The 23,979-nt window shown below is 68.4% G+C and carries 18 protein-coding genes; 6 read left to right on the forward strand and 12 right to left on the reverse strand.

Annotated elements, in window-relative coordinates:
- Nucleotides 1-304: 304 nt before the first annotated feature.
- The 10 genes from ACIP9H_RS39305 to ACIP9H_RS39350 form a co-directional block, all read right to left on the reverse strand.
- A complete protein-coding gene (locus tag ACIP9H_RS39305) occupies nucleotides 305-2,185 on the reverse strand; it encodes an Ig-like domain-containing protein (RefSeq protein WP_401597831.1) in 1,881 nt (626 codons plus the stop codon).
- An 871-nt stretch (nucleotides 2,186-3,056) separates the two neighbouring features.
- Nucleotides 3,057-3,191: a DUF3761 domain-containing protein gene (locus tag ACIP9H_RS39310; RefSeq protein ID WP_401597834.1), complete on the reverse strand. Its 135-nt coding sequence runs from the start codon at nucleotides 3,189-3,191 to the stop codon at nucleotides 3,057-3,059.
- Nucleotides 3,169-4,236, reverse strand: coding sequence for a hypothetical protein (locus ACIP9H_RS39315; protein ID WP_401963743.1), 1,068 nt, complete (start codon nucleotides 4,234-4,236; stop codon nucleotides 3,169-3,171). The genes ACIP9H_RS39310 and ACIP9H_RS39315 overlap by 23 nt, the downstream gene beginning before the upstream one ends.
- 535 nt (nucleotides 4,237-4,771) lie before the next feature.
- Complete coding sequence (locus ACIP9H_RS39320) at nucleotides 4,772-5,509, reverse strand: SPASM domain-containing protein (protein ID WP_401597840.1); 738 nt, start codon at nucleotides 5,507-5,509, stop codon at nucleotides 4,772-4,774.
- A 40-nt stretch (nucleotides 5,510-5,549) separates the two neighbouring features.
- Entirely contained in the window at nucleotides 5,550-6,356 is an 807-nt protein-coding gene (locus tag ACIP9H_RS39325) for an FkbM family methyltransferase (RefSeq protein WP_401963745.1), read from the reverse strand.
- Nucleotides 6,357-6,669: 313 nt separating this feature from the next.
- Nucleotides 6,670-7,770, reverse strand: coding sequence for an NAD(P)-dependent oxidoreductase (locus tag ACIP9H_RS39330; protein ID WP_401963747.1), 1,101 nt, complete (start codon nucleotides 7,768-7,770; stop codon nucleotides 6,670-6,672).
- Nucleotides 7,763-8,788 (reverse strand): Gfo/Idh/MocA family protein, encoded by a 1,026-nt coding sequence (locus tag ACIP9H_RS39335; protein WP_401963749.1) that lies wholly within the window; start codon nucleotides 8,786-8,788, stop codon nucleotides 7,763-7,765. The genes ACIP9H_RS39330 and ACIP9H_RS39335 overlap by 8 nt, the downstream gene beginning before the upstream one ends.
- A gap of 41 nt (nucleotides 8,789-8,829) precedes the next feature.
- Nucleotides 8,830-9,747, reverse strand: a complete 918-nt coding sequence (locus ACIP9H_RS39340; protein WP_401963750.1) for a phosphotransferase — start codon at nucleotides 9,745-9,747, stop codon at nucleotides 8,830-8,832.
- Nucleotides 9,748-9,839: 92 nt separating this feature from the next.
- The gene (locus ACIP9H_RS39345) at nucleotides 9,840-10,622 is read right to left on the reverse strand and encodes a glycosyltransferase (protein ID WP_401597853.1); all 783 of its coding nucleotides are present in this window, start codon (nucleotides 10,620-10,622) and stop codon (nucleotides 9,840-9,842) included.
- 47 nt (nucleotides 10,623-10,669) lie between these two features.
- On the reverse strand, nucleotides 10,670-11,887 hold the full coding sequence (locus tag ACIP9H_RS39350; protein WP_401963752.1) for a cytochrome P450: 1,218 nt from the start codon (nucleotides 11,885-11,887) through the stop codon (nucleotides 10,670-10,672).
- 595 nt (nucleotides 11,888-12,482) lie between these two features.
- Here ACIP9H_RS39350 and ACIP9H_RS39355 point away from each other — a divergent pair.
- Together ACIP9H_RS39355 and ACIP9H_RS39360 are read left to right on the forward strand one after the other, a co-directional pair.
- Nucleotides 12,483-12,971 (forward strand): hypothetical protein, encoded by a 489-nt coding sequence (locus ACIP9H_RS39355; protein WP_401597859.1) that lies wholly within the window; start codon nucleotides 12,483-12,485, stop codon nucleotides 12,969-12,971.
- An 884-nt stretch (nucleotides 12,972-13,855) separates the two neighbouring features.
- A complete protein-coding gene (locus ACIP9H_RS39360; RefSeq protein ID WP_401963754.1) occupies nucleotides 13,856-16,900 on the forward strand; it encodes an AfsR/SARP family transcriptional regulator in 3,045 nt (1,014 codons plus the stop codon).
- 230 nt (nucleotides 16,901-17,130) lie between these two features.
- Here the strand turns inward: ACIP9H_RS39360 and ACIP9H_RS39365 are convergent, their stop codons facing one another.
- Entirely contained in the window at nucleotides 17,131-17,952 is an 822-nt protein-coding gene (locus ACIP9H_RS39365) for a class I SAM-dependent methyltransferase (protein ID WP_401597864.1), read from the reverse strand.
- A 128-nt stretch (nucleotides 17,953-18,080) separates the two neighbouring features.
- Nucleotides 18,081-18,836 carry an SAM-dependent chlorinase/fluorinase gene (locus tag ACIP9H_RS39370; RefSeq protein ID WP_401597866.1) on the reverse strand — a complete coding sequence of 252 codons (756 nt, stop codon included), beginning with the start codon at nucleotides 18,834-18,836 and terminating at the stop codon, nucleotides 18,081-18,083.
- Nucleotides 18,837-19,242: 406 nt separating this feature from the next.
- Between ACIP9H_RS39370 and ACIP9H_RS39375 the strand changes: the two genes are divergently transcribed.
- From ACIP9H_RS39375 to ACIP9H_RS39390, 4 genes are all read left to right on the forward strand, one after another.
- Nucleotides 19,243-19,581, forward strand: coding sequence for a LuxR C-terminal-related transcriptional regulator (locus ACIP9H_RS39375; protein WP_401963756.1), 339 nt, complete (start codon nucleotides 19,243-19,245; stop codon nucleotides 19,579-19,581).
- 517 nt (nucleotides 19,582-20,098) lie between these two features.
- Nucleotides 20,099-20,305, forward strand: a complete 207-nt coding sequence (locus tag ACIP9H_RS39380; protein WP_401597871.1) for an MbtH family protein — start codon at nucleotides 20,099-20,101, stop codon at nucleotides 20,303-20,305.
- Nucleotides 20,302-21,114: a thioesterase II family protein gene (locus ACIP9H_RS39385; RefSeq protein WP_401597874.1), complete on the forward strand. Its 813-nt coding sequence runs from the start codon at nucleotides 20,302-20,304 to the stop codon at nucleotides 21,112-21,114. Before ACIP9H_RS39380 ends, ACIP9H_RS39385 begins: the two co-directional genes overlap by 4 nt.
- Nucleotides 21,115-21,310: 196 nt before the next feature.
- Nucleotides 21,311-23,979, forward strand: a 2,669-nt coding sequence (locus ACIP9H_RS39390) for an amino acid adenylation domain-containing protein (RefSeq protein WP_401963759.1), incomplete at its 3' end; no start/stop codon positions are given.

Here is a 23,979-nt window from a genome sequence, read left to right on the forward strand (position 1 = left end):
CTCGAGGACTCTCGCCGTCGCCCGTCGCCGTGGGAGCCGGCCTCGCCAGGGGGAAGCGGTCCAGGGCAGTAGCGAGCCAGCGCCCGCCGCGCCTCACGGTCGCCAGCGGCGGTGCGGATCGTCGGCGGAGTCTGCGGACGCCGGTCGTGACCGGGACTGTCCAGCGCGCAGATCCGCACCCGCAGGGAGGGCTCAGTCGTGGCTCGCCGCCCAGTGGGCCGTCGCCCTTCCCTTGAACGGCGGTCCACTGAAGAGAACCTCTGACGGAGATCGATGGTGCGGAGATCGTGGCCGGCGGCCGCCATCACACGCGGGGCATCGCGGCCTGCTCAGATCCCACACGGTCGGGTGCCTGGGGCTTGCGCGGCTGCTGACGGTCGTGTGCGGTGAGCGCGGTGCGCAGACGTACCAGGACGGGGCCGACACCGGCGCCGAGTTCCGGCGCCCTGCCCGCCGCGCCCGCGGGAGCAGCGGCGACGGCGAGCTCGATCGCCAGCCGTGTTTTCTCCCGCTCCTGGGAGGTCCGTACACCAGAGACGGTCGTACGGGTGGACACCCGCATCCAGGTGGTGGAGTCGCCGGCAAGGTCGATCCAGGTCAGCTGGGAGAAGAGCCACTCTCTCTTGCTGTCGCCGACGAACAGCACGCGCTGGCTGGTGACCACCACGGAGCCCGTTTTCACGGCGCCGGTGATCGCGCCTTGCGCGTTGCGCTGGACCAGCTCGCCGGCCGTCGACCACCGCACGACTTCGCCCCGCCGGCGCTTGCCCCACGCCTCAGGCCAGCGGCCGGCGCCCCATTCGGCCTCGTCGAACTCCGCGGCGAATTCGGCAAGGGCGACGAGGTGCCGGCGTTGCCGTTCCCACGCCGTCAGCGCGCTTTCGTAGGCGCGCAGCTGCCGTTCGTGGGCTGCGGCTTCCTGGCGTTCGCGCTCCGCGCGCTCGCGCTGCTCGCGTTCTGCCGCACGACGGGCCCGGCGTTCCTCCCGGGCAGGCCGGGAGCGGTTCAGGAAGACCACCACAGCGGTGGCCAACGCCAGGGCCAGGAGCAGGATCACCAGGAGGCCGATCCACTGGCCGGTCGTCCACCGGTCGTCGACGGTGACGCGGATCTTCTTGCTCACCGCGTTGCCGTAGGCATCCGTTGCCACGACGGTCACGACGTAGTCGCCGGGGGCGAGTTCCCTGTCCAGCGTGGTGGCCCCGGCCCGGGCGGTGTACTGGGGGAAGCGCTGCTCAGCGGTGGTGCCGTAGGTGACGGCGACCTCGGCGCCGTGCTCAGTGGTGACGGCCAGTGCCAGCGTTCCGTGGGTGGCGCGCTCCGCGCTCGTGGTGATCGTGAGTGTGGGAGCGGTGGTGTCCACGATGGTCCGGGTTCCGGTGGCGCGTCCGGTGCGGCCGTACGGGTCGGTCACCTCCACGACCGGCGCCGGGTACACGCCGTCGGCCATCTGCAGACCGACCTGCGCCCTTCCGTTCTTGTCGGCGGTGAACGTCTCACGAACCGCGTCGCCCACGACGAGCGTCCCCCTACTGAGAGGCGGCACAGTCAGGGTGTAGGTCGGGCGGGCAGAGCCCGGTTTGCCGGTGGTGACCAGTACCGGTGTCAGCTTGCTCAAATCGACCTTGAACGCACGCGTCGTACGGCGCACGTTGCCGGCATCGTCGGTCACGGCGAGCCGGGCGGTGTAGCTCCCGTTCGGCAGACTGAAACCCAGGCCGTCAACGCTGCCGCCGCCGTCAACGACGCCGGAGAAACGCTCCTTGCGGCCGTCGATGGTGAGGGTGTACGCGGCGTCCGCCTCGGACTCGACCGTCACGGGTGTGACAGCGGTGGCGGGATCGGGCGTGCCCAGGGAGAAGAGCCCGATCTCGGGCGCTTGCGAGTCGACCTCCACGGTGATCCCGTCCGACTCGTCACTCTCATTGCCTGCGGCATCCGTTGCAGTGACGGAGTAGGTGTGCGATCCGTCGGCTGCCTTGAAGGTGATCACCTGACTGCCACCCGTCGCCGTGGCCGTGGCGACGACGCGGGTGTCGTAGTCCGCGTCGGTCTCCGTGATCTCGATCCGGGATCCCTGCTCTGCGGTGACCGTCAGGCCCACCCTGCCGCCACCTGCTCCCGCACCCGTCGAGGGCTTGCCGAGCTTCGGCTGCCGCGGCGCGGTGAGGTCCTCCTCCTCCACCGCGGGCTCACTGCCCCCGCGGCCGGGGCACTCGCTGAAATACCCCAGATCCCCGCACACGTAGGAGCCCGTGTCGGACGGACACGAGTGCCAGCGATGACAACCGTCCCGGTGGGCCTGAGCCGGCACCGGAAACAGCACAATGAACAGCAAGCTCACGACGAGGGCGGCTCCCGCCCGCGGAAACCCGCCTCTGCGCATGGTCAACACAGACCGAACAGACATCTATCCCACCCCATGATTCCCCCCACCCGGCACCTCGGACGTGGCACCGGGCCGGTATTCCTGACCTGCTCACCTCACGGGTGAACGAGGCGTTGAGAATAGGGCACAAACCCTCTGCGGTATCAACGATTGCGAAGAAGCCACTCGAACACGCCCCACGTCGAAGGCCTCCGACCCCGCCTCTCGCCAAGCAGCCACGGCAACTGCGGTTGAAGTCGCCGAGCGCCCGGTAGCCGCGGCCCAGTCCACCCAGGGCCACGGCAAACTGCACGCGGTCCATGCCGCCAGGTCCATAGCCGACCTCACCGACAGCCTGAAGCAGGTCTCAGGTATCGCTTGACGGCAACCACCGAGTCGCCGACGAACGGCCGCAGGAGGGTGGAGGGTTCATGATTCGCCGCATCACGATGCGCAGCTCCCCGACAACCATCGACTTCACCTCGCAGCTGGAGCGACGCAGCCTTCCTGGCCGGGAGTCCGTCGCCCTCGTCCGTGCGCACAGCCCGCTACGGCCACACCAGTGCTCGGTGGACCGACGCAGCAGCGCATGCCCCGGCGTTATCCGGGCGTCCTGTACGAGCTCGCCGACCCGTCGGGGCATGACGATCAGGGGCTGCCGGTACCGGTGCGACAGGAACTCCGGTGGTCAGCGGTACCAGTAACGGACGCCGTGGTGATGGCTGCAAGTGCCCTGGAAGTGGGCGGAATAGCTGTAGGTGCCGTCCTTGCATCTCGCGGTCGCCCCGCGCGGGTGAGCGCTACCGGCCTTGCACACCCCCACGGTGTGGCGGGCGCAGCCGGCAGCAGCGGCCGGTCCGGCGACGGCGATCGGGGTCAGGACAGCGGCGAGGTCGAGGTCGAGGGGCACCCGCGGACTGACCCGGATCACCAAGGCCTCCGGCTGTAAGCCGGCTGCGGTCCGTCTCATCCTCGAATGCGCCCACGCGGCAGCTCTTCTCGCGCACGACGGTCAGCAGCGGATCCTGACGACAACGGCGTTCGGCGCCTGGACGGCGAGCGAACCGGCCGGGCAGTACGCGCAACTCGCCCTGGCCTGGCGCACGATGCGCTTCACCCCCACCCGGACCACCCCGATCGCGACCCGCTACGTGCGCGTCCGGCAGCGGCCGCACCGTCAGGCAGGGGTGAGGGGCGAGGCTGTACGGCTGCCGCCCGACCGTGACGGTGGCTATGTCACTCCACCGGAAGAACCTCCCCTCGTCGGCCACCTCGCGCATGGCGATGACGGCCGCACCGATCCGCAGCTCCATCGGCTTGCGCCGGCGAACGGAGTACTGGCGCACCTGGGTCCAGCAGACAACCATGCCGAGCAACGACACCGTGACCGGGATCCCGATGCCCGAATCGCTGTCGAGCCGGTCGCTGTAGACGAACACCAACGCGTACACCGACACGAACACCGCGCTGAACAGCAACGCCCACATCGTCCAGACACGCGTCCGCGGGCCTTCGCCCAGGTCGGCGGTGAAGGTCCGCTCCCCTCCGGGGACGCTCAGTTCGGGCCCGGCAACCGTCACCGGGATCGGCGGCCGCACCGCGCGCGGTGCCGTCTCGAAGCGGTCGCCGGCGTACGAGGCGAGCGCGTCACGCAGATGCCCGACGTGCTGGTCCAGGTCCGCGCAGTTCAGCAGCGTGTAGCGGTCAAGGGCGTCCCGGCCGCGATCCTGCTTGCGCGGCAGCGTCACACCCGGCGCCGTCCACAGCCGCAGCCGCGGCTTGGGGGGCGTGGTGTCGCTGTCCGCCGGCTGCTCGTACCACAAGGAGACCGCGTTGATCTGCCACCACGGCAGTACGGCGTCGTGCAACGTGATCCCGAACGCGTCGATCCGCAGCCGGAACGGCCGCCGTGCCCTGCGCAGTTGGCTCCACCCGTAACAGGCGACCGGTACCGACAGAGCCGCGAGGAGCGCCTGACCGGGCTCGGGGCTGCCGGAGCCGGCCAGCTACACAATTGCTCCCGCAAGCAGCTCCAGACCCCATCCCGCCCACCATGACCCGCGTCTTCCCAACGTCCGCTCGACCGTGAATTCCACCGCTGCCCAACCCCCTTGGCCGTCTCCCCACCGGCACCATCAAGCATCGCGCGCAGTCAACGCCCCGCCCCCGCGAGCGGGTGGTCGCCCTACCGTGACGCCCACGGGACATCAACACCCGACCGTTCACCGCGATGCCGCCTCGCGGTACGCCGGGCGAGTGCGCGCCTCCGCGGTTGATCACATAAGGAGGCGTCACGCGGTCGACGGCGGTACTCATCGGTCCTGGCCCGCCGGAAGCGGGTGCCCGGCCGGACCGACCCCGGCCCCGGGAGCGCCCGGGACGGGCAACCCACCTCGCGGGAGGTCAGAACATGCGCCCGAATCCGCACGTGCGGCAACCCGGGAGGGAGAACTCGCCGCGAACGTTGGCGCGATGGACTTCCATGCGCTCGGGCAGCGTCCACGCCTCCTCGATCGTCATTTCCTTCATATTGCCGAACACCTTCTGGGCCAGGTAGTCCTCGCAACAGAGAATGAGCTGGCCGTGGGCGTTGATGTGCAATTCGTTCATCACGACGCCGCACGACTTCCTGGCCTTGACCTCCAGCGGAATGAGGCCGGCCCGGTTCGAGGCATTCGCCTTGATCTGCTGGCTGGTCTTGTACCGGAATTTCGGAGGACTGTTGTCGTACCGCTTCATGATGTCCTTCACGCCACGCGGCATGCGGTCACCGTGCTGTGTCACGATGAATGCGTCCACGGACTCACTCAGCTCATGGAAGAGGTCAAGCGTGAGGAAATCACCATTCGTGTAGAGAGCGATGCGGGCCAACGGCATCTCACTCCTGGAGAGTTTCAGCAACGCCGGCATCCTGGGGTCTGCCAGCGGCTCGCCGTAATTGTGGGGACTGAACTGGTTGCAGAAGTTGTTGCGCCCGAGATCGGACACGATCTTGTGGAACAGCTCGTCGGACATGCGCACCTCGTTGGCCCGAAGTCCACGGTCGAAGATGCTGTTGGGGCAGTAGTCACACCGTCGGTTGCAGTAGGTCGTCGTCTCGACCTCCACGAACATCGGCTGATAGTCGGAGAAAGTTCCCATGCCTGAACTCCTTCATTGTTCCGAAAGTGACGAGCGGGCCTCAGCTCGCGCGGGAGGGAAGCCGGCGCGAGTAGATCAGCAGGAAGTACCGGTAGTCCTCGGTCACGCGCAGCGGTGGGACGCAGGATTTGTTGCTCTCGTCGAAGTGGCTGACGACATAGGTATGACCGGCCTCGTGAAGAGCAGCCAATATCGCGTGCAGGGACTGCGGGAGCTCGGCAAAACCATGGTATTCGATGAGCACTTGGTCAACCGCGGCCAGCCGGTTCCCCAACTCAGAAATTACGTCGGCTTCCGCACCCTCAACATTCAGTTTCAGCAACGAGACCGGCTCATCCACATAAGGGCTCAGGCGGCGGGTCGGTACGGCGACGACGTCTCCTCGTGCCGCCGCCACAAGACTTCCGCTGTCGCTACCGGTTGCAGTGAAGGTCTGCTGGCCGTCGCGGCCGCTGAGCGCCGCTTGAACCGTCGTCACATTCTGCAGACCGTTGCGTTCGATGTTGCGGCACATCAACTGGAAGATGGCCGGATCGGGCTCGAACACGGTGATGTGAGCGTCCGGGAAGAGCTGCCGGAATCGCAGCACGCTCAGCCCGAGCCAGCCGCCGCCGTCGATGATCCGTGCCGGACCGGACAGGGGGTCGACATCGTAGATGCGCGCGCCGAACAACAGCCGAAGAGTGTGCGCAAAAGCACGCGGAGCAACGTACTCGAGTGTCCAGGGTCCGAGCCGGACAGTGCCGGCAGGTGCGCAGTCCGGCTCGAGCAGCGAGCCGACGACGCTCTCCAACTCCACCGGGTCCATGTCGGATCCGTCGAGGCGAGTGGTCGAGTGAGTGGTCATGGAAGCATGCCTCCGGTGTGTCGGTGTTCGCCGTGCCCCTCCCACACGCCAGTGCTGCCGGGCGGTGCGATCAGACGGTTTCGAGCTGGGGGAAGGGTCGTGATGCCTTCTCGATCGTGCGGTCCGCCGGGTCGAGGACCAGGACGGCGACCGGCGCGGCAGGATCGTTGCTGAGGGGGTCCGACGCGCGGGCGCAAGGCTTCACCACGAAACCGCGCGGCATCGCCACCCGGAGCCGGGGCCCACCGCACGTGTGGCGCGCCACGGTGTCGGGGGCGGATGCTGCCTGTGGATCGTCCTGCTCGGCCGACGCTCATGAGTCGCTGCTCTCGACCGCGGTGCGAGCAGCCCTGGAACCGCGTCCTGTGATGACACGCTTCCACCGGTCCATGGTGGTCGCCCACGCAGGAGCCGTGCCGTTGAGGACCCGTTCGAAGTCCGACACCAGTTCGTCGAGGATGAGACGATGGCCCGCCAGCGTCCGGCCTGCGACGTGAGGGGTGTGCACCACGCCGGGCATGCCCCGCACCCGGTGACCGACTGCCGGCGGTTCTTCTTCGTAGACATCGATGCCAAGACGCAGACGCCCCACGGCGACCTGGTCGAGCAGCGACTCCATGTCGACCGTGGAAGCGCGTCCTACGAGAACCACCACCGCCCCGGACGGCAGTGCGGCCAACACGTCGGCGCTGACCAGGCCGACGGTGTCGTGGCGAGGCTGGGTCGCGACGACGAGGATGTCGGAGTTCTCCGCAAGCTGCTGCACCGAGGCCGCCAGCGAAAGCCCTCGACTCCGGGATTCCGGTTCGGACAACCACGAGGAGTGGACGATGACATCGGCACCGGCCGCCAGGAAGAGGTCCGCGGCGTGCGAGCCTGTGCCGCCGAACCCGACGATGCCGACCCGGCTGCCGAAGACACTTGTCCGCGGGAGGACTTTCCCCCCGCTCGGGTCTCCGCCGTCCTCCCAGCCGTCCCACCATCCGCCGGCAGCCATCAGGCTGTGCTTGCGGGGGAGGTCGCGCAGCGTGCTCACGCACAGGGCGAAGGCGAACTCCGCGACGACGCGGCCCATGGCCCCGGAAGCGTCGCAGCACGCGATGCCGCGGCTCACAGCGGCGGACACATCGAGGAACCGCCAGCGGCCGTCCTGTGTGGCACCGATGTACCGCAGGTAGGGAGCGCTCGCGAGGCGCTGCTCGTCCAGCTCCGGCGAGTCGATGGCCCACCCCAGGACGAACAGCGCACTGCTGCGACGCAGCTCGGCCTCCATCACACGCTCGTCCGCGGTGTGGGGCAGGACGGTGACCTGCGCGCTGCGGGCGAGGCGTTCGAGGGCCCCTTCGTCCACCAGATGCCGCTTTGCGAAGGCATCGACGACAACGAGCGCGCGCGGACGGTCCGGATCAGTCACCAAGCACCTCCCTGATGTCTGTCTCCCGGGCGTCCTGCGGCCGGACCGGACCTCGGGTGCGGGCTGCCTGGTAACCCGCGACGCAGACCTCCAGAGCGCGCACGGCCCGGGCTCCGTCGTGGACTGGGGCGCGGCCATCGGCGAGCGCGTCGGTCAGCTCGGCCAGGGACCGCAACCACTGCTGGGCGGCGAGAGCGCTCTCCCCCGTCTCTATCTCCTGCCAGCCGGTGGAGGGGCCGAGGACGCGAAGGACCGGACCGCGGGCCCAGCCCTCCCCCTCCGGCACCACACTGGCGAACTCGATCACAGCGTCGGTGGTGATGATGCGCAGCAGCGGCTGGCCCGCGACGTCGGCGCCGCACTCCAACTGGCCGCGCAGACCGCCGGCGTACTCCCAGACGAGGCGGCCACGGCCTTCCAGACGCAGACCGGCATGGGTCCGCCCATCAGTGAAGTCGATGGCGGCGTCCACCCAGGTGACCGGTGCGTCGTCGGCGACGAGGTGGGCAATGTCGATCCAATGCGGTCCCCAGTCGAAGAGGGTCGCGTCCTTCGCGTAGCCCTCGACGCGGACGGGGCGGCCCAGGTGTCCTCCGCGGGCCGTCTCGATCGCCCGGCGTACGGCGAGACCGAAGCGACGCTGGTGGTTGACCGCCACCGTCATACCGGCCCCTGCCGCAGTCTCCAGCAGCCGCCGGGCCGCGGGCACACCGGTGGCCAGCGGCTTCTCGCACAGCAGTCCGGCATCGAATCCTTCGGCGGCCAGTTCGGCCACTACGCCCGGCTGTCCGAGCGGTCCGGTGGCGACGATCACCACATCCGGTCTGTGCGAGACCAGTTCGGCGATGGAGGTGACCGCCTGGCCACCGTGCTCCGCGCACAGTGTCCTCGCCTGCTCCTCCTCGGCGTCCAGAGCGGCCACGAGTCGGGCGTTGGGGAGCCGGCCCACGGTCGTGGCGTGCGCGGCGCCGGCGTCACCGCAGCCGATCAGAGCCAGCTTCCACACTCGGTTGGTCATGACGTTCCTCGTCTCCTGTGTCTCCTGGGCCGGACGCCCGGCTAGTTCCAGCGCGTCCGCGTACGCAGCCAGCGAATCGACGTCTCCGCCTCGGCCCGCTGAAAGGCCCGGATGGAGGCGGTGTTCCAAACGGCCGGCTGACGGGCGGCAACCACGAACCGGCCGGCGAGCGCGGCAAGCACACTGTCCACGGCGGCGGGCGGGGCGGACCGCCCCGCAGGGTGGGCCAGAAAAATCGTCTGCGGGTCTGGATGGCCCTGCACCGCGGCGCACAGAGCGAAGATCATCGGGTCGATCCAGTCCTGGCCCTGGGCGGCCCATGCCCAGTCGACAAAGGTGACCCGATCACGCGTGATCAGGATGTTGTCGGAGCGCAGGTCGGAATGGAGCAGGGTGCCACCTGCCGCCGCGGCGGGGAACTCCGTCTCCGCAGCGGCCAGGTTGCGCACATTGCGGCGCGCCCATGAGGGCACGTCGTCAAAGGAGTCGTCGGCGTCGAGGAGCGAGTTCCAGCCCTCCCATTCCTCCAGGCTGCCGCCCCAAACAGGCAGCGCCGGCAGCAGGTTCGCAATCGCCGGGACGGTGAGCGCGGTGAGCGCGGTGAGCGCATCGATGGTTCTCGTCAGGTCGTCCTGCCTCCAGGGCACTACGGGCATGCGACCGGCGACGTCCTCGAAGAGGAGCGCCGTCCACGTCCCGTGGTCCACACGCCCGAGAAATGCGGGGGCGGGCAGTCCAAGGTCAGGGGTGAGGGCAGCCGCGACCACGGCCTCCTGCTCCGCGAGTGCGACGGTGACCGGGTCCGCCTCGCGGTCGACCGCCTTGACGAAGGCCCGCGAGCCGTCGGCGCAACGTAGGCGTGCCGCTACGCCGCGGGAGAAGCCTCCGGTCTGCGGCTCGGCGGCCACCACCGGGGAGCCCAGCCGGTACTCGACAGCTCTGCGGACCGCCTCGGGCATGGCGGCCCAGGGGAGGCGGGAAGCCCGTGCCACGGGAATCGGGTGTGCCGCACCGGCTGAGACGGCCTCGGTGACGGCACCAGGGAGCCGGCTCACGACAGCGCTCCCACGTGGTCCAGATCACCGAGGTGATCTTCGAGCGCCGCTACGACGGGCAGGGCGAGCTCGCTGAACAGACACGGGTGCGAGCGCAGCCAGGCCACGTCCATTGAGGCGGTGTAGTGACGGCTGAACCAGCCGTAGTGGTGCAGGATGCGGATGGAGTCCGTCTCTCCCGCGCGGGCCGGCCGGGTGAAGATCTCCTCCCATTCCTTCCAATGGCGGGGGAAGAAACTCCTCAGGTCGGCGAAGTCACCGGGCTCGGCTGTCTGACGTACGAGTCTGGTCCAGCGGTAGACGATGCTCTGGTAGACATCGAGGTCCTGCGGGGGCATCAACAGCAGGTCGTCCACCATGGCCGCGGGCAACGGATCGCCGGGCGGGAACCCCATGACGCCAATGTGAACGATCTTCCCGTCATCGAGCAGCAGCCGGTGCGGGAGGTCGTCCAGAGGGCGGGTGGTCAGGGTGTCCGTGTCGAGGTAGAGGCCGCCTCCATGGGCCAGTGCCCAGAAGCTGATGAGGTCCGAACGGTGTGCCACGTAGGTCATGCGGCGGTACAGCGCGGCGTGTTCGGGGGTCAGGCGGGACTCGGCGTCGACCGGCTCCACACTGATCCGGGGTACCTTGGCCAACAGGGAGAACCAGTGGTTGTCCACCGGAACTTCGTCGACCAGCAGCACGACCCGGTCGGGTGTATGCAGGCCCGCGGAGGCCACGGCAAGGAAGTTGCCGAAGTCGAAGTCCTGTCCCGACCAGTACATGTAGACGGGCATAGTGTTGCCTTTCGGGAGTGGCGCGGCCGCCACATCGACGGGGCGGGTCACACCGTGATCCGGGTGGTGATGCCGAGCGGGGTACGCATGCCCATGCCGATGCTCCAACGGACAGCGACGGGCGGCGGGGCGAGCCGGAACCGGGACACGTAGGCATCGAGTACCGGGCGGATGGTGTGATGGGCGACTCTGGCTCCGAGGCAGGCGTGCCGCCCACGACCGAAAGCCACGTGAGCGCCGGTACGGTCCCAGCGGAAACTCAGGGGTTCCGGGAATCGCTCGGGGTCGCGGTTGGCCGCGACCAGGACCAGGACCACCCTGTCCCCGGCGGGGATGCGTTTGCCGCGCACGTCCAGGTCGCGTGCCGCACGCCGGGGCGCGAGGTGGAAGGGTGTCGCCAGGCGGACGGCCTCGGTGACGAATCCGTCGGGGTCGGTGCGGTACCCGTGGACATGAGCCGGTCCGCCGCCGAGAGCTTCGACGGCCACGGCGAGAACGGCCACGGTGGGCTCCAGGGCCCCGGTGACGATCTGAGCGTAGATCGCCACCGCGTCGGCCAGACCGACGACGCCGGCGTCCACGGCTCTCCCGACGGAGGCCGCAAGAGGGCTCCCCCCGGCGGCGAGCGTCCTTCGCGTGAGGTCCGTCAGCTCGTCCAATGCCTTCTCGGCCTCGTCCACCAGCGCCAGGTCGATACTGCCACGGCCCACGAACTCCATCAGCCGCTCGGACCAGTCGACCAGACGCGGGAAGTCGGCAGCCGAAATCCCGAGCAGTGCGCTCAGCGCCGTCCGGCAAGCCGGCTGGAACAGTGTCTGCACCAGATCGGCCCCTGCCGCCCCGTCATGAGCCGGGCTGATGCTGTCCTGGACGATTCCCGCCACGCGGGAAACCTCGTCCGGCGTGAAAGCGGGCCGCATGACCTTGCGGATGACGGTGTGGCGTGGCGGGTCGAGGAACATCGGCCACCGTGAGAGGAATTCGACGAACGGCCGGGCGGCCGCCCTCTGCGGTTCGGCGAGCTCACGCAGGAAAGGCTCGGGACTGCGGGCACCGAGCCGGTCGTCCAGCAGTAGCCGCCAGACATCGTCGAAGCGCGTGATGTACCAGGACGCCGTCTCGGGGTGCCAGAGCACCGGCGATGTTCTGCGGGCGTCGTCGAACCAGATGAGCGGGTCGTCAGGGACGAACAGCTGATGCTGCTTCTCGGGCCCATGGGGCGCCACAGCTTGGGGAGCCCGGGTCGCGTCAGTCTGTGTGGGCATGGGACGGGGTTCCCCTTCTCTACGGGACGTGGCGTGGCCGGCACTGGACGGCTCACCCGGCTGTCCCGGCAGGCTGCCGTCTTCCGCGGGCGACACGGCGGCCGCGGTCGCAGGCTCCTGCCCGCGAACGGGAACCGTGGACATGGCCCACAAGTCGTCGTGGCATCCATGATTGGCGGCCCGCGGGCGCCGCCCAAGTCACGAGGGTCAGGTACCGCGAATGCGGGACACGTGGTCGCGCCCCCTGGCGCCGGTTGGCCGGAGAGATGTCCCGGCTTCTCGTGACTGGCGTTGCGGCGTCACGCCTGCCATATTGACGGCCGACGAGGAGCTCACCGGATCACGGCGGGGCGTACCAGCCCGCTCAGCACGGCATTCGCCCGTGTGGGAGACCCCTGCTTCGGCGCGGCCGGCACCGTCGGTGCGGCAGCGGATGCAGGGCGGCGCGCCTCTTGCACAGCTGACGCCACTTCGTGCTGCGTCGTTGCTTGTCCGGGGACCCCTCAGCGGTCTCGTGCCGTTCTCGATCGCCCCCTCTCCCGCCGGTAGCCGGCCCCTTCGTACTCTGCCCTTGACACCTGCCTGGAGGATCCGCGTGACCGAGACCCGACGCCCTTGGGCCGTTTTCGACATCGACGGCGTGGTGGCTGACGTCGCTCACCGCGTGGTCCATCTGACCGCTTCGCCACCCGACTGGGAGGCTTTCTTCTCCCTGGCGGGCAGCGACGCCCCTCTGCGTGCGGGAGTCGCCCTGGCGTCGGAGCTCATGGCCACCCATGAGGTGGCATGGATCACCGGGCGGCCGGAACGCATCCGCTCCATGACCACCGAATGGCTCCGGGCACAGAATCTGCCGGTCGTGCATCTCTCCATGCGTCCGGACGGGGACGACCGTCCCGCCAGTGTGCTCAAGACAGCTTGGCTGGCGGAGCTGGCGCGGATCCGTCGCATCGACCTCGTAGTGGAGGACGACGACGCGGTCGTCGCATCGGTCCGAGCGGCAGGCTGGCCCGTTCGGCAGGTGTCCTGGGCCACGCAGGCACCGCACCTGCACCTGGCGCAGGAGCAGTGGGGCCGTACCTGAGGCGATCACACCCGGTCCCACCGTCCGGAAATCTGCCGCACCAACGGCCCCGGTCGTCGTCAAGTCGGGCCTCTGTCCCGCCCGCCGTCGGCCGCTTGTCTGAACGAGCGCCCAAGGCCCGGTCAGCTCCTCTCGACAGACGGTTTCCACCTCCGCGACGTTCCCGTACCCCCAGGGCATCGCGTTGCACAGCCGGCATCCCGTGATCGCCCACGTCAGCGGAGTGGTCGCTCAGGCACACGTCCAGCGGCCACCAGAGGTAGGCAACCGGGCGGGGCAGACCCTTCCGATGGATGACATGACGTCTCACCCTCCTGATGTGAGGCCGCGCCTACTGGCCGCCTTCGCGATTCGGCCGCGAGTCCGTGTCGCCGACAGGCGAAAAGGGACCGGTGGCGGCGCTTGAGAGGGAATCCCCTTCAGGAGGTTCGGGTCGTCGAGTCGGGCCGGGAGGAGTGGCGACCGGCGTGGACGGCAGTCGGCCGCCACATCGCCGTGGCCGCCGAGCTGGACCGGGTCCTGGTGACCTACGACGGCGTCGAGGCCGCCCGCCATGCCCGCGGACGGGCCTGCCATCGGATCCTCACCGGTCCCGATCCCCGGGCCACCTGGGACCGGCACGACCCGCCTCGTCCACCGCACCACAAGCAACTCGCCCACGAGCGACCGCTCTTGCATGCACGGCCGCGACCTCGGCGGGTATCCGCTGCCGACACCAGGGAATGACCAACATCACGGGACACAGCGGGGGTCAACTTTCATCCACCGAAAGTGGGTCAAGGTTCACGCGTCGCCGACGAGTCCGATCCGTTACTCTGACCACCGCTAGACGGCTCCGGTTATACGTTCTCCAAGCCAAGTCCCCATCGCAGTAAGGACGAAGCGTGCCAAACCTTCGGGTTTCCATCCTCGGGCTCCTTCAACTGCACCGGAACGGAACACAGGTCGATCTCGGCAGCCCACAGCAGCAATCTCTTTTCGTCGCCCTGCTCATGCGTGAGGGCAGGACCGCCACCGCCGGAAACCTCATCGAAGCGCTCTGGGGCGACAACGAGCCGGCCTCGGCGAGGAGAACGCTGCGCACTTATGCCTGGCGCCTGCGCAAGATACTCGAGGAAGACAGCAGGTTCCCCAGCACGCTGGTCTCGGTGGGAGACGGTTACCGACTGGTTCTGGACGGCGACTACGTCGACTTTCTGGACGCCGAACACTTGGCGCGCAGCGCCTATCACGCCCGCCGGGTCGACGACCTCGAAGGGGCCTACGATCGTCTGGAGGCGGCGCTCGCGCTATGGCGTGGTGAGCCCCTGGCCGCGATTCCCGGCCCGTTCGCAACTCTGCAGCGCGACAGGCTGAACGAAGTCCGCCTCGTTCTGCAGGAGGAGCTGATGGAGACCGGTCTCGCGCTCGGCCACGGCATCCGTTACCTGTCGGAGCTACCGGGGTTGATCGACCGCTATCCGCTTCGGGAACGGCTGTACACGCTGCTCATGCACGCGCAGTACCAGTCCGGGCGGAGAGCCGAGGCGCTCGACACCTACCGCAGGGCTCGCGATGTGCTGGTCGGCGAACTGGGTGTGGAGCCCGGGCCCGAACTGCACGCGTTGCACCAGCGCGTACTGGCGGGATGCGAGGAACTGCTGGATGCGGCGCCCTCACGCAAGCCCCATGTCATCGCAAACACGGTCGAGCACGCATCCCCGGCCGCCGCCGAGCCTTCTCCGACGGCGGACGAGCCGACGTCCACCCCACCGGGCCGCGAGGACCTCCCAAGCCATCATCCGGCCCAGCTTCCGCCCGACCTCATAGACTTCACCGGTCGATCCCATCTCACCCTGACGATCGCCTCCTTGCTGAACTCGCCGCAGCGGTCCGCCTTGCCCGTGAGCGTGCTGCTGGGCATGGCGGGTGTAGGGAAGTCCGCCCTTGCGGTACATGTCGCCCACACCATCCGAAGCTCGTACCCCGACGGCCAGCTCTACGCCAACCTGCGGGCCGGCGACGGCGGTCCCGTACGGCCGGACGACGTACTGGCGGGTTTCATCGTGTCCCTCGGCTACTGTCCGGACGACGTCCCGGCGACCTTGGAGGCACGCACCGCGCTGCTACGGACGGTGCTGAACGGACGTCGTGTGCTGCTGGTCCTGGATGACGCGGTCGACGTCGAGCAGGTCCGTCCCCTGCTCCCCGGTTCGGCGGAGTGCGGCGTGCTCATCACCACCCGCACCCGGCTCGCGGGCTTGGCGGCCCTGCACGTGGAAGTGCCCGCCTTCTACCCCTCCGAGGCCCTGGACCTGCTGAAGCGGACGCTTGGTGCCGAACGCGTCGAAGCCGAGCGCACGGCGGCCCTGGAGATGATCGAGTCGTGCGCGATGCTGCCGCTCGCCATTCGGATCGTCGCCGCCCGGCTGGCCGCCCGGCCCCACTGGTCACTGCGTTCGCTCAGCAATCGCCTCTCCGACGAGTTCAAACGCATCGAGGAACTCCGGTCGGGAAGCATGACCCTCTCCACCGTCTTCGACCTCACCTACCGGCATCTGCCCGAGGACCAGGCAAAGGCGCTGCGCAGGGCAGCGACCGTGGACAGTCCCTCGCTCTCGCTGACGTGCGCAGCGGCGCTGATGGACATGGCGGAGAACGACGCGGAGGTACTGCTCGACGCCCTCGTCGACCAGGCCATGCTGGAGTCACCAGCCCCCGGACGCTACCGGTTCCACGCGCTGCTGCGTGACTTCGCACGCCGCAAGACCCACCCGGAGGAGCAGCGGCAGGCGGTCACGCGGCTGCTGGATTTCCTCCTCGCTTCTGCGAAGAACGCCTTCGCCCAGGTGGTCGCGGACCCCATGGAGAGCGCGCTCAGCCCGACTCGATCCGTGGGCCGGCGATTCGCGAACGCCGCAGAGGCCCGTGGCTGGGCCGCGGAGGAGGGCGAGTGCGCGCTCGGCCTGGTGCGGCAACTGGCCCGAATGGAAACGGCCTCGGCGGGCGGGGCACTGTGGGACGGGCCGCCGCAGGATGCGTTGTCGCGGCTGCGCTCCTGCGTCGACCTGCTGATCGTCCTCGGTGCACAGTGGCAAACGCTCAATTACTCCTTCTTCCAGGACGCCCTCGACGTCCTACAGGCGGCCGTGACGCAGTCACGGGACCTGCGGGCCATGGGCAGGGTCCATTTCCTGTACGCCGGTGTGGACCTGGCCATGGGCCGCTACGTCCGAGCGGAACAGCGGGCGTCCGAGGCGGTCAGGATGTGCGACGACTCCGACGACCCTGTCATCATGCGCCAGGCACTCAACGACCTCGGACTCGCCAAACAGAACCGGGGAGACTTCCAAGGCGCCATCGAGTGCTACGACAGAGCCATCGAGTTGGCGCGGCGGCTCGGCCACGCACGGGGAGAGCTGATCACCACCGTGAATGTCGCGCTGCTGAAGGTGCACATGGGCGAGCCGGGCGAGGCCGAACAGATCTGCCGGCGAGTGCTCGCCGAACTGGTCCCGCAGAGCAACGCCGCCGGTACCGCCTACGTCCATTACGTGCTGGGTCTGGCCCACCACCGTCTCGGCTCGTACGAATCGGCGGTGACCTGGTTCGAGAATTGCCTCGCCCTGTGCACCGCTGGTGGCCTGCGGGTTCGCGAAAGCCACACCCGGCTGCGGCTGGCGGAGTCACTGGCGGCCATGCAACTGTACGACCGGGCCGCCGAGCAAGCCAGGCTCTCGGTCGAGCTGTACGAGGACATGGCCGACACGCACCAGCTCGGTCAGGCACTGAGGGTGCTGGGCCAGACACTCCGGACTCTCGGCCAGGAGTCCGCCGCCGACGAGTGCCTCACCCGCGCCGATGAACTCGTCTCGAGCCTGCCGCTCTCGCCGGAGCCGTCCTCCGTGCCCACCACCCTGTCCGGCGGCAAGACCGGCAACCGTCCGTGAGACCGGGACCGTACGGAGCGGCGTCACGCTCGACGGGACGGGGCGTGATGATCACTCCCACGACACCGGGCCGGCCGGCGCAGGGGTACAGGCGGTGTGCCGGAGCCCCGACCGCGCCTCGGCACATCTCACCTCGGCGGCCCCGGGGGTCGTCGCGCGGCTTCGCTCCCGTACCCGACCTCGGCCTGCCGGTGGGGCCGGCGCCCGGTGTGCGACCCGGCACACCGCACTCACCGGAGATCGGGTCTGGCATGTGAGGCCACCACGAAGAGATTGGCTCCCCGGCCTCCCGAGTCGGGATCGATGAGCATCTCCTTCTCCATTGCGAGGACGCGCTGGAACAATTCTTCGTTCTGCAGCAGCCGTTCCGACTTCGAGCCCGGACCTGCACCGACGTCCGGGTAGATGAGGCTGGGGAACCCGGTCAGCAGATCGACATTGAGATTCGCCGCTGCGTGCGTGGCGCGAATCTCCCCGGGGGTGAACAGGTGACAGTACGGCGCTGGGTTGGTTGGCCAGTGCCGGCCTTCGAGGCTCCGTTCGATCTGTTCGGTCGCTCCCAGTGCCAGCTCCTCGAACGCCGCGTGCCAGCGGCTGGGCAGGAACGACACCATCAGCCCGTCGACCGAGAGCAGTCGCGCGAGCGACGCGATCACCGAACCGGGGTCGGGAACGAAGCCGAGCAGATGGTGGCTGTTGAAGACGAGGTCGAAGGTCTGCCCTTCCAGGAGGACCGCCGCGTCGTGAACATCAGCGCACAGATGCACGACCCGATGGTCGTAACCATGACGGACGGCCCTGTCCTTGGCCTGGTCGATCATCCCGGCTGTCAGGTCGTACAGCATGCCGCTGCTGGCCGGGTACTGGGTGGCGATCCGGTGAGTCCACCGCCCGGCCCCGCCCCCGACATCCAGGAACCGGAATCCCGGAGGCAGGCGGGAGAAGACGGACAGTTCCAAGGCCGCCCACTGCAAGGCATCCACGAGCCGTCCGTGGGCGCCCCGCCAGTTCTCGTCGTAACCGGAGGCCTTGCGCTCGAAAAAGTCCCGCACCGTGGCTGACGGATCCTCATACCTGTCCAACGTGGCACACACCCTTCCCCCGCGCTGCCCTCGCCCCAGCACCATGCACTATTGACGTGCCCCTGCCATAGATTTCGCCAAGCTCAACAGCAGGTGGGTCAGTGGTGCACGTCCAGGACGCATCCCACACCGCAGTCGAGGTCCAGCATGCCCCTGGAGCGAACCTGGCCGAGCTCGTGCAGTCCGAAGGAACTGCCGGGATAGACCACCCACACACCTTCCTGATGATCCATCATGCGCTCCCCGTAGACGGCCTCAAATGTGTGATCGCAACATGAGACCGTCACATGATCGCCCTCCTGCACACCGGCGGGATCGAAGGCGAACTTTGCGTTCCCGAAGTTGTCGACATGGACCACAAGGCCCTGTGACAGCGGAAGGCGTCGCACGGCGTCCACGGAGAACGGCTCGCCCACCTCGGCAGGGCGCCGGCCGGCTGCGAGAGCCCCCACCACTGGCGCGTGGACCGCCTTGCCGCCGAACGGGACGAATCCGGGATCCGCCATCTGGAAGCACTCCGCCACACCGAAGTCCGCGGCCAGCCATCCCAGAGCGCCCGTGTTGGCCCCCACGAAGATCAGACCGCCTCGCTCGGTGCGACCCACGAGCCGCTCCGATCTGACGGGTGCGCTGTTGAGCACACACATGATCACAGTTCCCTCAGCAGCACTCTCCGCCACCAGCCGCACCAGGAAGGCCGCGTTGATCTCCGAGAAGGGCTGAGCGATGACCAGCGGCTCGATTCTCACATCGACTCCGGGATCGATCGCCTCCGCGGCCTTCTGGATGACCAGACGCATCTCCACGAAAGCGACGTCACTACAGTCCGACACAATGACGATGCGCGACGCCATGTCTCCCTCAAGCGTCCTTCCACGAGTTGTCATGCGATGTGCTGTTCGACCCGCCAGAGCGGAAGCGCCCGGATCGCTCGTGCCGGCCCCCACCCTCACACCTGTGGTCCAAGACGACCGACGGCCCCGGCTCTGTCGTCCACACAGCCGGACGAGGCATCCGCCACAGCAGATTCAAGCAGAGCAGCACACCCCGGTCGCCACTGAGTTTTCCGGATTCAGCAGAATCCGCTGCCGCCCCGGACCCGGAGCAGGACCGGACGTGCGCATTCGGCGTTGATCCGGCTGCCATCTACCGCAGATCGTCCCCTGCAAGGCTCGTGCACGCGACCTGACGGCGGGAAGCCGGCGGCGTCGACAGCACCGACGGGGTCGCGGCAGATCGAGAGGCATCGGAGGCTTGACAATGGGCACGTTGCACCCGTATTCGACTCCTCGTGCCGTCAATCGGTCAGGGAAGTCGTCAACGCCCCGCCTTCTTCTCGACGAACGGCAGCGCAGGCTCGTCCTCCTCCTGCTCGCCGGGCACACCGATGCCAGCGCGGCAGAAGAACTCGCGATCAGCCCCCGCACGGTGACCAACATCCTGCGAGGCATGATGAACCGCCTCGGCGTCGACAACCGCTTCCAGCTGGGTGTCGCACTAGGGGCCCACATGCACGGCGCGGCACTCCCGGGATGCGCTTCCGATCCGGCGCAGTCGCCGTCCGCGCCGCAGCGGGTGCGGCGCAGCACTCCTTCTTGACACTGCTCAGCCTCTCCCGGAGGAAGGAACCGGATCATCTCGCCGCCCCGCAGCCCGGCTGTCGGCGCGTCAGGCGCCCGCGCCGGCCGTTCGGTCCGCCCTCGTACGTTCGCACCCGTCCGAGCCGCGGGACGGGCACACACGCACGCTCGGTCCCGGCCCTGATGGGACCGGTTCACGGAGCACAGGTCACGCAGCGATCCATGGACCCTGCCCTGCTTGCCCCCGGGCCAAGAGCGCAGCAGAAGAGTGATCCGGCTGGATCCGAGACAGCCGGCGCTGTCAAGTAACGCCTCTTCGGGACTTTTGGGTTCGCGCCCCTCGCGGTCTGATAGTCGCGGCTACGGAACCGCTTGCCCCGCGATCGCAAGTCCGGGCGGAGACGTGCGCGAACTGTCGATCAAGACATCAACTCGGGATTTCGGCAGTCGAATCACCGATGTCGACTGCCGCGGTCCGCACCTCTCCGCGTCCGTGTGCACACAACCCCCATCAGGTGACCGAGGAGCCAGTCATCATGAGCAACCCATTCGACAACGCTGACGGAACCTTTCTGGTCCTGGTCAACGACGAGAACCAGCATTCCTTGTGGCCCGAGTTCGCCGAGGTTCCCGCGGGCTGGACGGTGGTACACCCGGCGGACACCAAGCAGTCCTGCCTGGACTACATCGAAGCCAACTGGACCGACCTGCGACCCAAGAGTCTGATAGAGGGCGTGGGATGACCGCGCCCTACCTGCCGGTCTCCGATCCGCCGGGCGCAGGCATTCCTGCCGGCACGCCGTGGCAGCCGGTCGTCGACAGCAGCGACCCGTGGTTCCGCAGATATCCGGTCAGGCGCCCCGTCGCCCGCTTGCTCTGCCTGCCTCACGCGGGCGGCACTGCGGGCGTGTTCCACGGCTGGCCCCGATCATTGGCACCCACCATCGAGATGCTCGCCGTCCGGTACCCCGGCCGCCAGGAACGGCTGGATGATCCCTTCCCCACGAGCCTTGAGGATCTCGCGGAGGACATCGCCGAACAGCTGCTGCAATACCTCGATCTGCCGGTGGCGGTGTTCGGCCACAGCATGGGCTCCGCCGTCGCCTACGAGGTGGCTCGGCGGATCGAGGAATGGAAACCGAACGCGCTGGTCAGGCTCTTCGTCTCGGGCCGCCCTGCCCCCGCCGGAGGCCCGCTCGGCACCGGACACCTGGCGGACGACGAGGCCTTGGCGGCGTGGGCGGCCGAGCTGGGCGGTCCGACAGCTGAGGTCTACGCCGACCCGGAACTGCGCGACCTGCTGCTGCCGTCCCTGCGGAGCGACCTCGGCCTGCTGGACACCTACCGTCCGTCCCGGCTCGTGCCGCTGCGAGCACCGGTCAGCGCGTTCGGCGGCGACATGGATCCGGGCTGCACACCGACAGAACTGTGCACCTGGAACCAGGTTACCGAAAGCGATTTCGAGATCCTCAGGTTCCCAGGAGACCACTTCTATTTCATACCCCACTCGGCCGTCCTGGCCGAGGAGATCTCCTCCCGCATTCCCTGCTAGGACCCGTGACCGGAGAGGTTCGCCGCATGAGATCCGGCGAGCCTCTCCGGCCGTAGCACCAGCGGTCCTCGCACCGCCCCTTCTCACACCCCACCGGCCACACCAGGCGCAGGCATTCAGGTGAGCCAACCGCCGGCGGCACCGTGGGCCTCACGCACTCGCCTCCTCAGCAGCTCTTCCTCGAAAGTTGATGACGATGTCTTTCTCGCGTAACGGTTCCTGGCCGCTGTCCCTACCGCAGACCGGTATTTGGTTCGCGCACCAACTGGACCCGACCGGGTTCGCCTACAACATCAGCGAATGCGTGGAAATTCAGGGTCAGATGCATTCCGACCTGCTCCGGACCGCTCTCCGCCGGTCCGTGGCCGACGTCGACACCCTGCGTGTCCGGCTGGGAGAAAACGCTGACGGGCCCTACCAGTGGCTCGAGGACGGGAGCGAATTCGTCCTGGACGTACTGGACTTCAGCGACGAAGAGGATCCGGTGGCGGCCGCCTGGGATTGGATGCGGACCGACACGTCCACTCCCGTGGATCTCATCAAGCACGACTTGTGGCGGATGGCGCTGCTCAAGGCAGCGGACGACCGGTTCTTCCTCTACTACCGCTACCACCACATTCTGATCGACGGCTTCAGCGGAGCAGCGTTTCTTCGCCGCCTGGCCGAGGAGTACACCGCACTCTCCGAAGATGCGCCGAACCCGGAGAATGCGTTCGGACGGCTTCACACGCTCTTGGAGGACGACGCGTCCTACCGCGGTTCGGAGCGATTCCGGCGTGATCGCGATTTCTGGCGCGACCGGTTGGCGGGTATGCCCAGCGTCGCGACCCTGGCCATGCGATCGGAGCGGGGGTCCTCGCGAGGGCGTCTGCGCAGCACGGCACAGGTGTCGCAGCACACCCTCGACTCCCTGCGCGACAGCGCACGCCAGGCCCGCACGAGTTGGTCGGCGCTGGCGATCGGCGCCGCCGCCGCGTATCTGCACCGGATGACAGCGGCCGGCGATCTGACCCTGGGCATGGTGGTCGCGGCCAAGCCGGCCGCCGTGCGGAACATTCCCGCGGTGACGTCCAACCAGGTGCCGCTGCGATTCTCCATCGACCCGGGGACATCGCTGTCCGAGCTCACCCGGGCAGTTTCGCAGGAGGTCCGGCAGGCGCTGCGCCACCAGCGATACCGGTACGAGGACATACGCCGCGACCTGAAACTCGTCGACAATGGGGCAGGTGTGTTCGGCCTGTCCGTCAACATCATGCCGTTCGACTACGACCTGCGGTTCGGAACGCACTCCGTCACCGCCCACAACATCTCCAACGGCCCCGTCGACGGACTTGCGCTCACCGTTCTGGAACGATCCGACGGGCAGGGTCTGACGGTCATTCTCGACGCCGACTCGGACCTCTACGACGAGTCGGAAGTGGCCTCCCATCACAAACGCTTCCTGCGGATCCTGGAATCGATCGCGTCGGCCGACCCCCACACACCGATCGGTCGAATCGACCTCCTCGACGCCGACGACCGAACGCGTCTTCTGTCCGTTCGGGCGGCCGGCGCGACGACTTCGGCCGACGAGACCGCCCTGCTCCCCGGGTTGTTCGAGGCGCAGGTGGTGCGGAGTCCTGAGGCGACCGCGGTGGTCTTCCAGGGGCAGGAGCTGAGCTACGCGGAGCTCAACGCACGCGCGAACCGGCTGGCGCACCTGCTGATCAGGTCCGGGATCGGCACCGAGGACCCGGTGGCCGTCCTTCAGGAGCGGTCGGTCGACCTGGTGGTGTCGACACTGGCGGTGCTGAAGGCCGGCGGGACCTACGTACCGCTGGACGGAAGGTCCCCGGCCGAGCGTCTGCGGGCGGTGATGGCCGACACGGGGGCCTCGGTACTGCTGACCGACCGGGCCTCCCGGCACGTGACGTTCGACCACACCGCACGAGTGGTGGTGGTCGACGACACCGCGGAACCGCAGGACATGCCCTCCCACGACCCGGCACCGGCAGGACACCCCGGGCAGCTCGCCTACGTGATGTACACCTCCGGATCGACCGGCGTCCCGAAGGGCGTCGCCGTCACCCACACCAACGTGGTCACCCTCGCCGGGGACCGGCGCTTCGACACCGACGCACACCGCCGCGTACTGATGCACTCCCCCCACGCGTTCGACGCCTCCACCTACGAGATCTGGACACCTCTCCTCTCCGGCGGAACCATCGTCATCGCCCCGCCCGGCGACCTCGACGCCACCGCACTCGAGAAGACGATCACCGATCACGGAGTGTCGGCACTGTGGCTGACCGCAGGTCTGTTCCGCCTGCTGGCGCAGGAGTCCCCGGCATCCTTCGCCGGCGTGCGCGAGGTGTGGACAGGCGGCGATTTGGTACCGCCCGCGATGGCACGACGGGTCCTGGAGGCCTGCCCGGGCATCGTGGTCACCGATGGATACGGTCCAACGGAGACGACGACCTTCGCCACCTGCCATCCACTGCGGTCACCCGCGGAGGCCACCGACACGGTACCGATCGGCGGCCCCATGGACGGCACCCAGGTGTACGTCCTGGACAACGGCCTCCAACCCGTCCCGACCGGGATACCCGGAGAGCTCTACATCGCCGGAACCGGCCTCGCCCGCGGCTACCTCAACCGCCCCGCCCTCACCGCCGAACGCTTCCCCGCCAACCCCTACGGCCCCCCCGGCACCCGCATGTACCGCACCGGCGACCTCGTCCGCTGGAACGACGACGGCGAACTCCTCTTCGTCGGCCGCACCGACGACCAGGTCAAAATCCGCGGCTTCCGCATCGAACCCGGCGAAATCGAAACCGCACTCGCCGCACTCGACAACGTCGCCCAGGCAGCAGTCGTCGTCCGGGA

The organism is Streptomyces sp. NPDC088732, assembly GCF_044751205.1.
GTDB lineage: Bacteria > Actinomycetota > Actinomycetes > Streptomycetales > Streptomycetaceae > Actinacidiphila.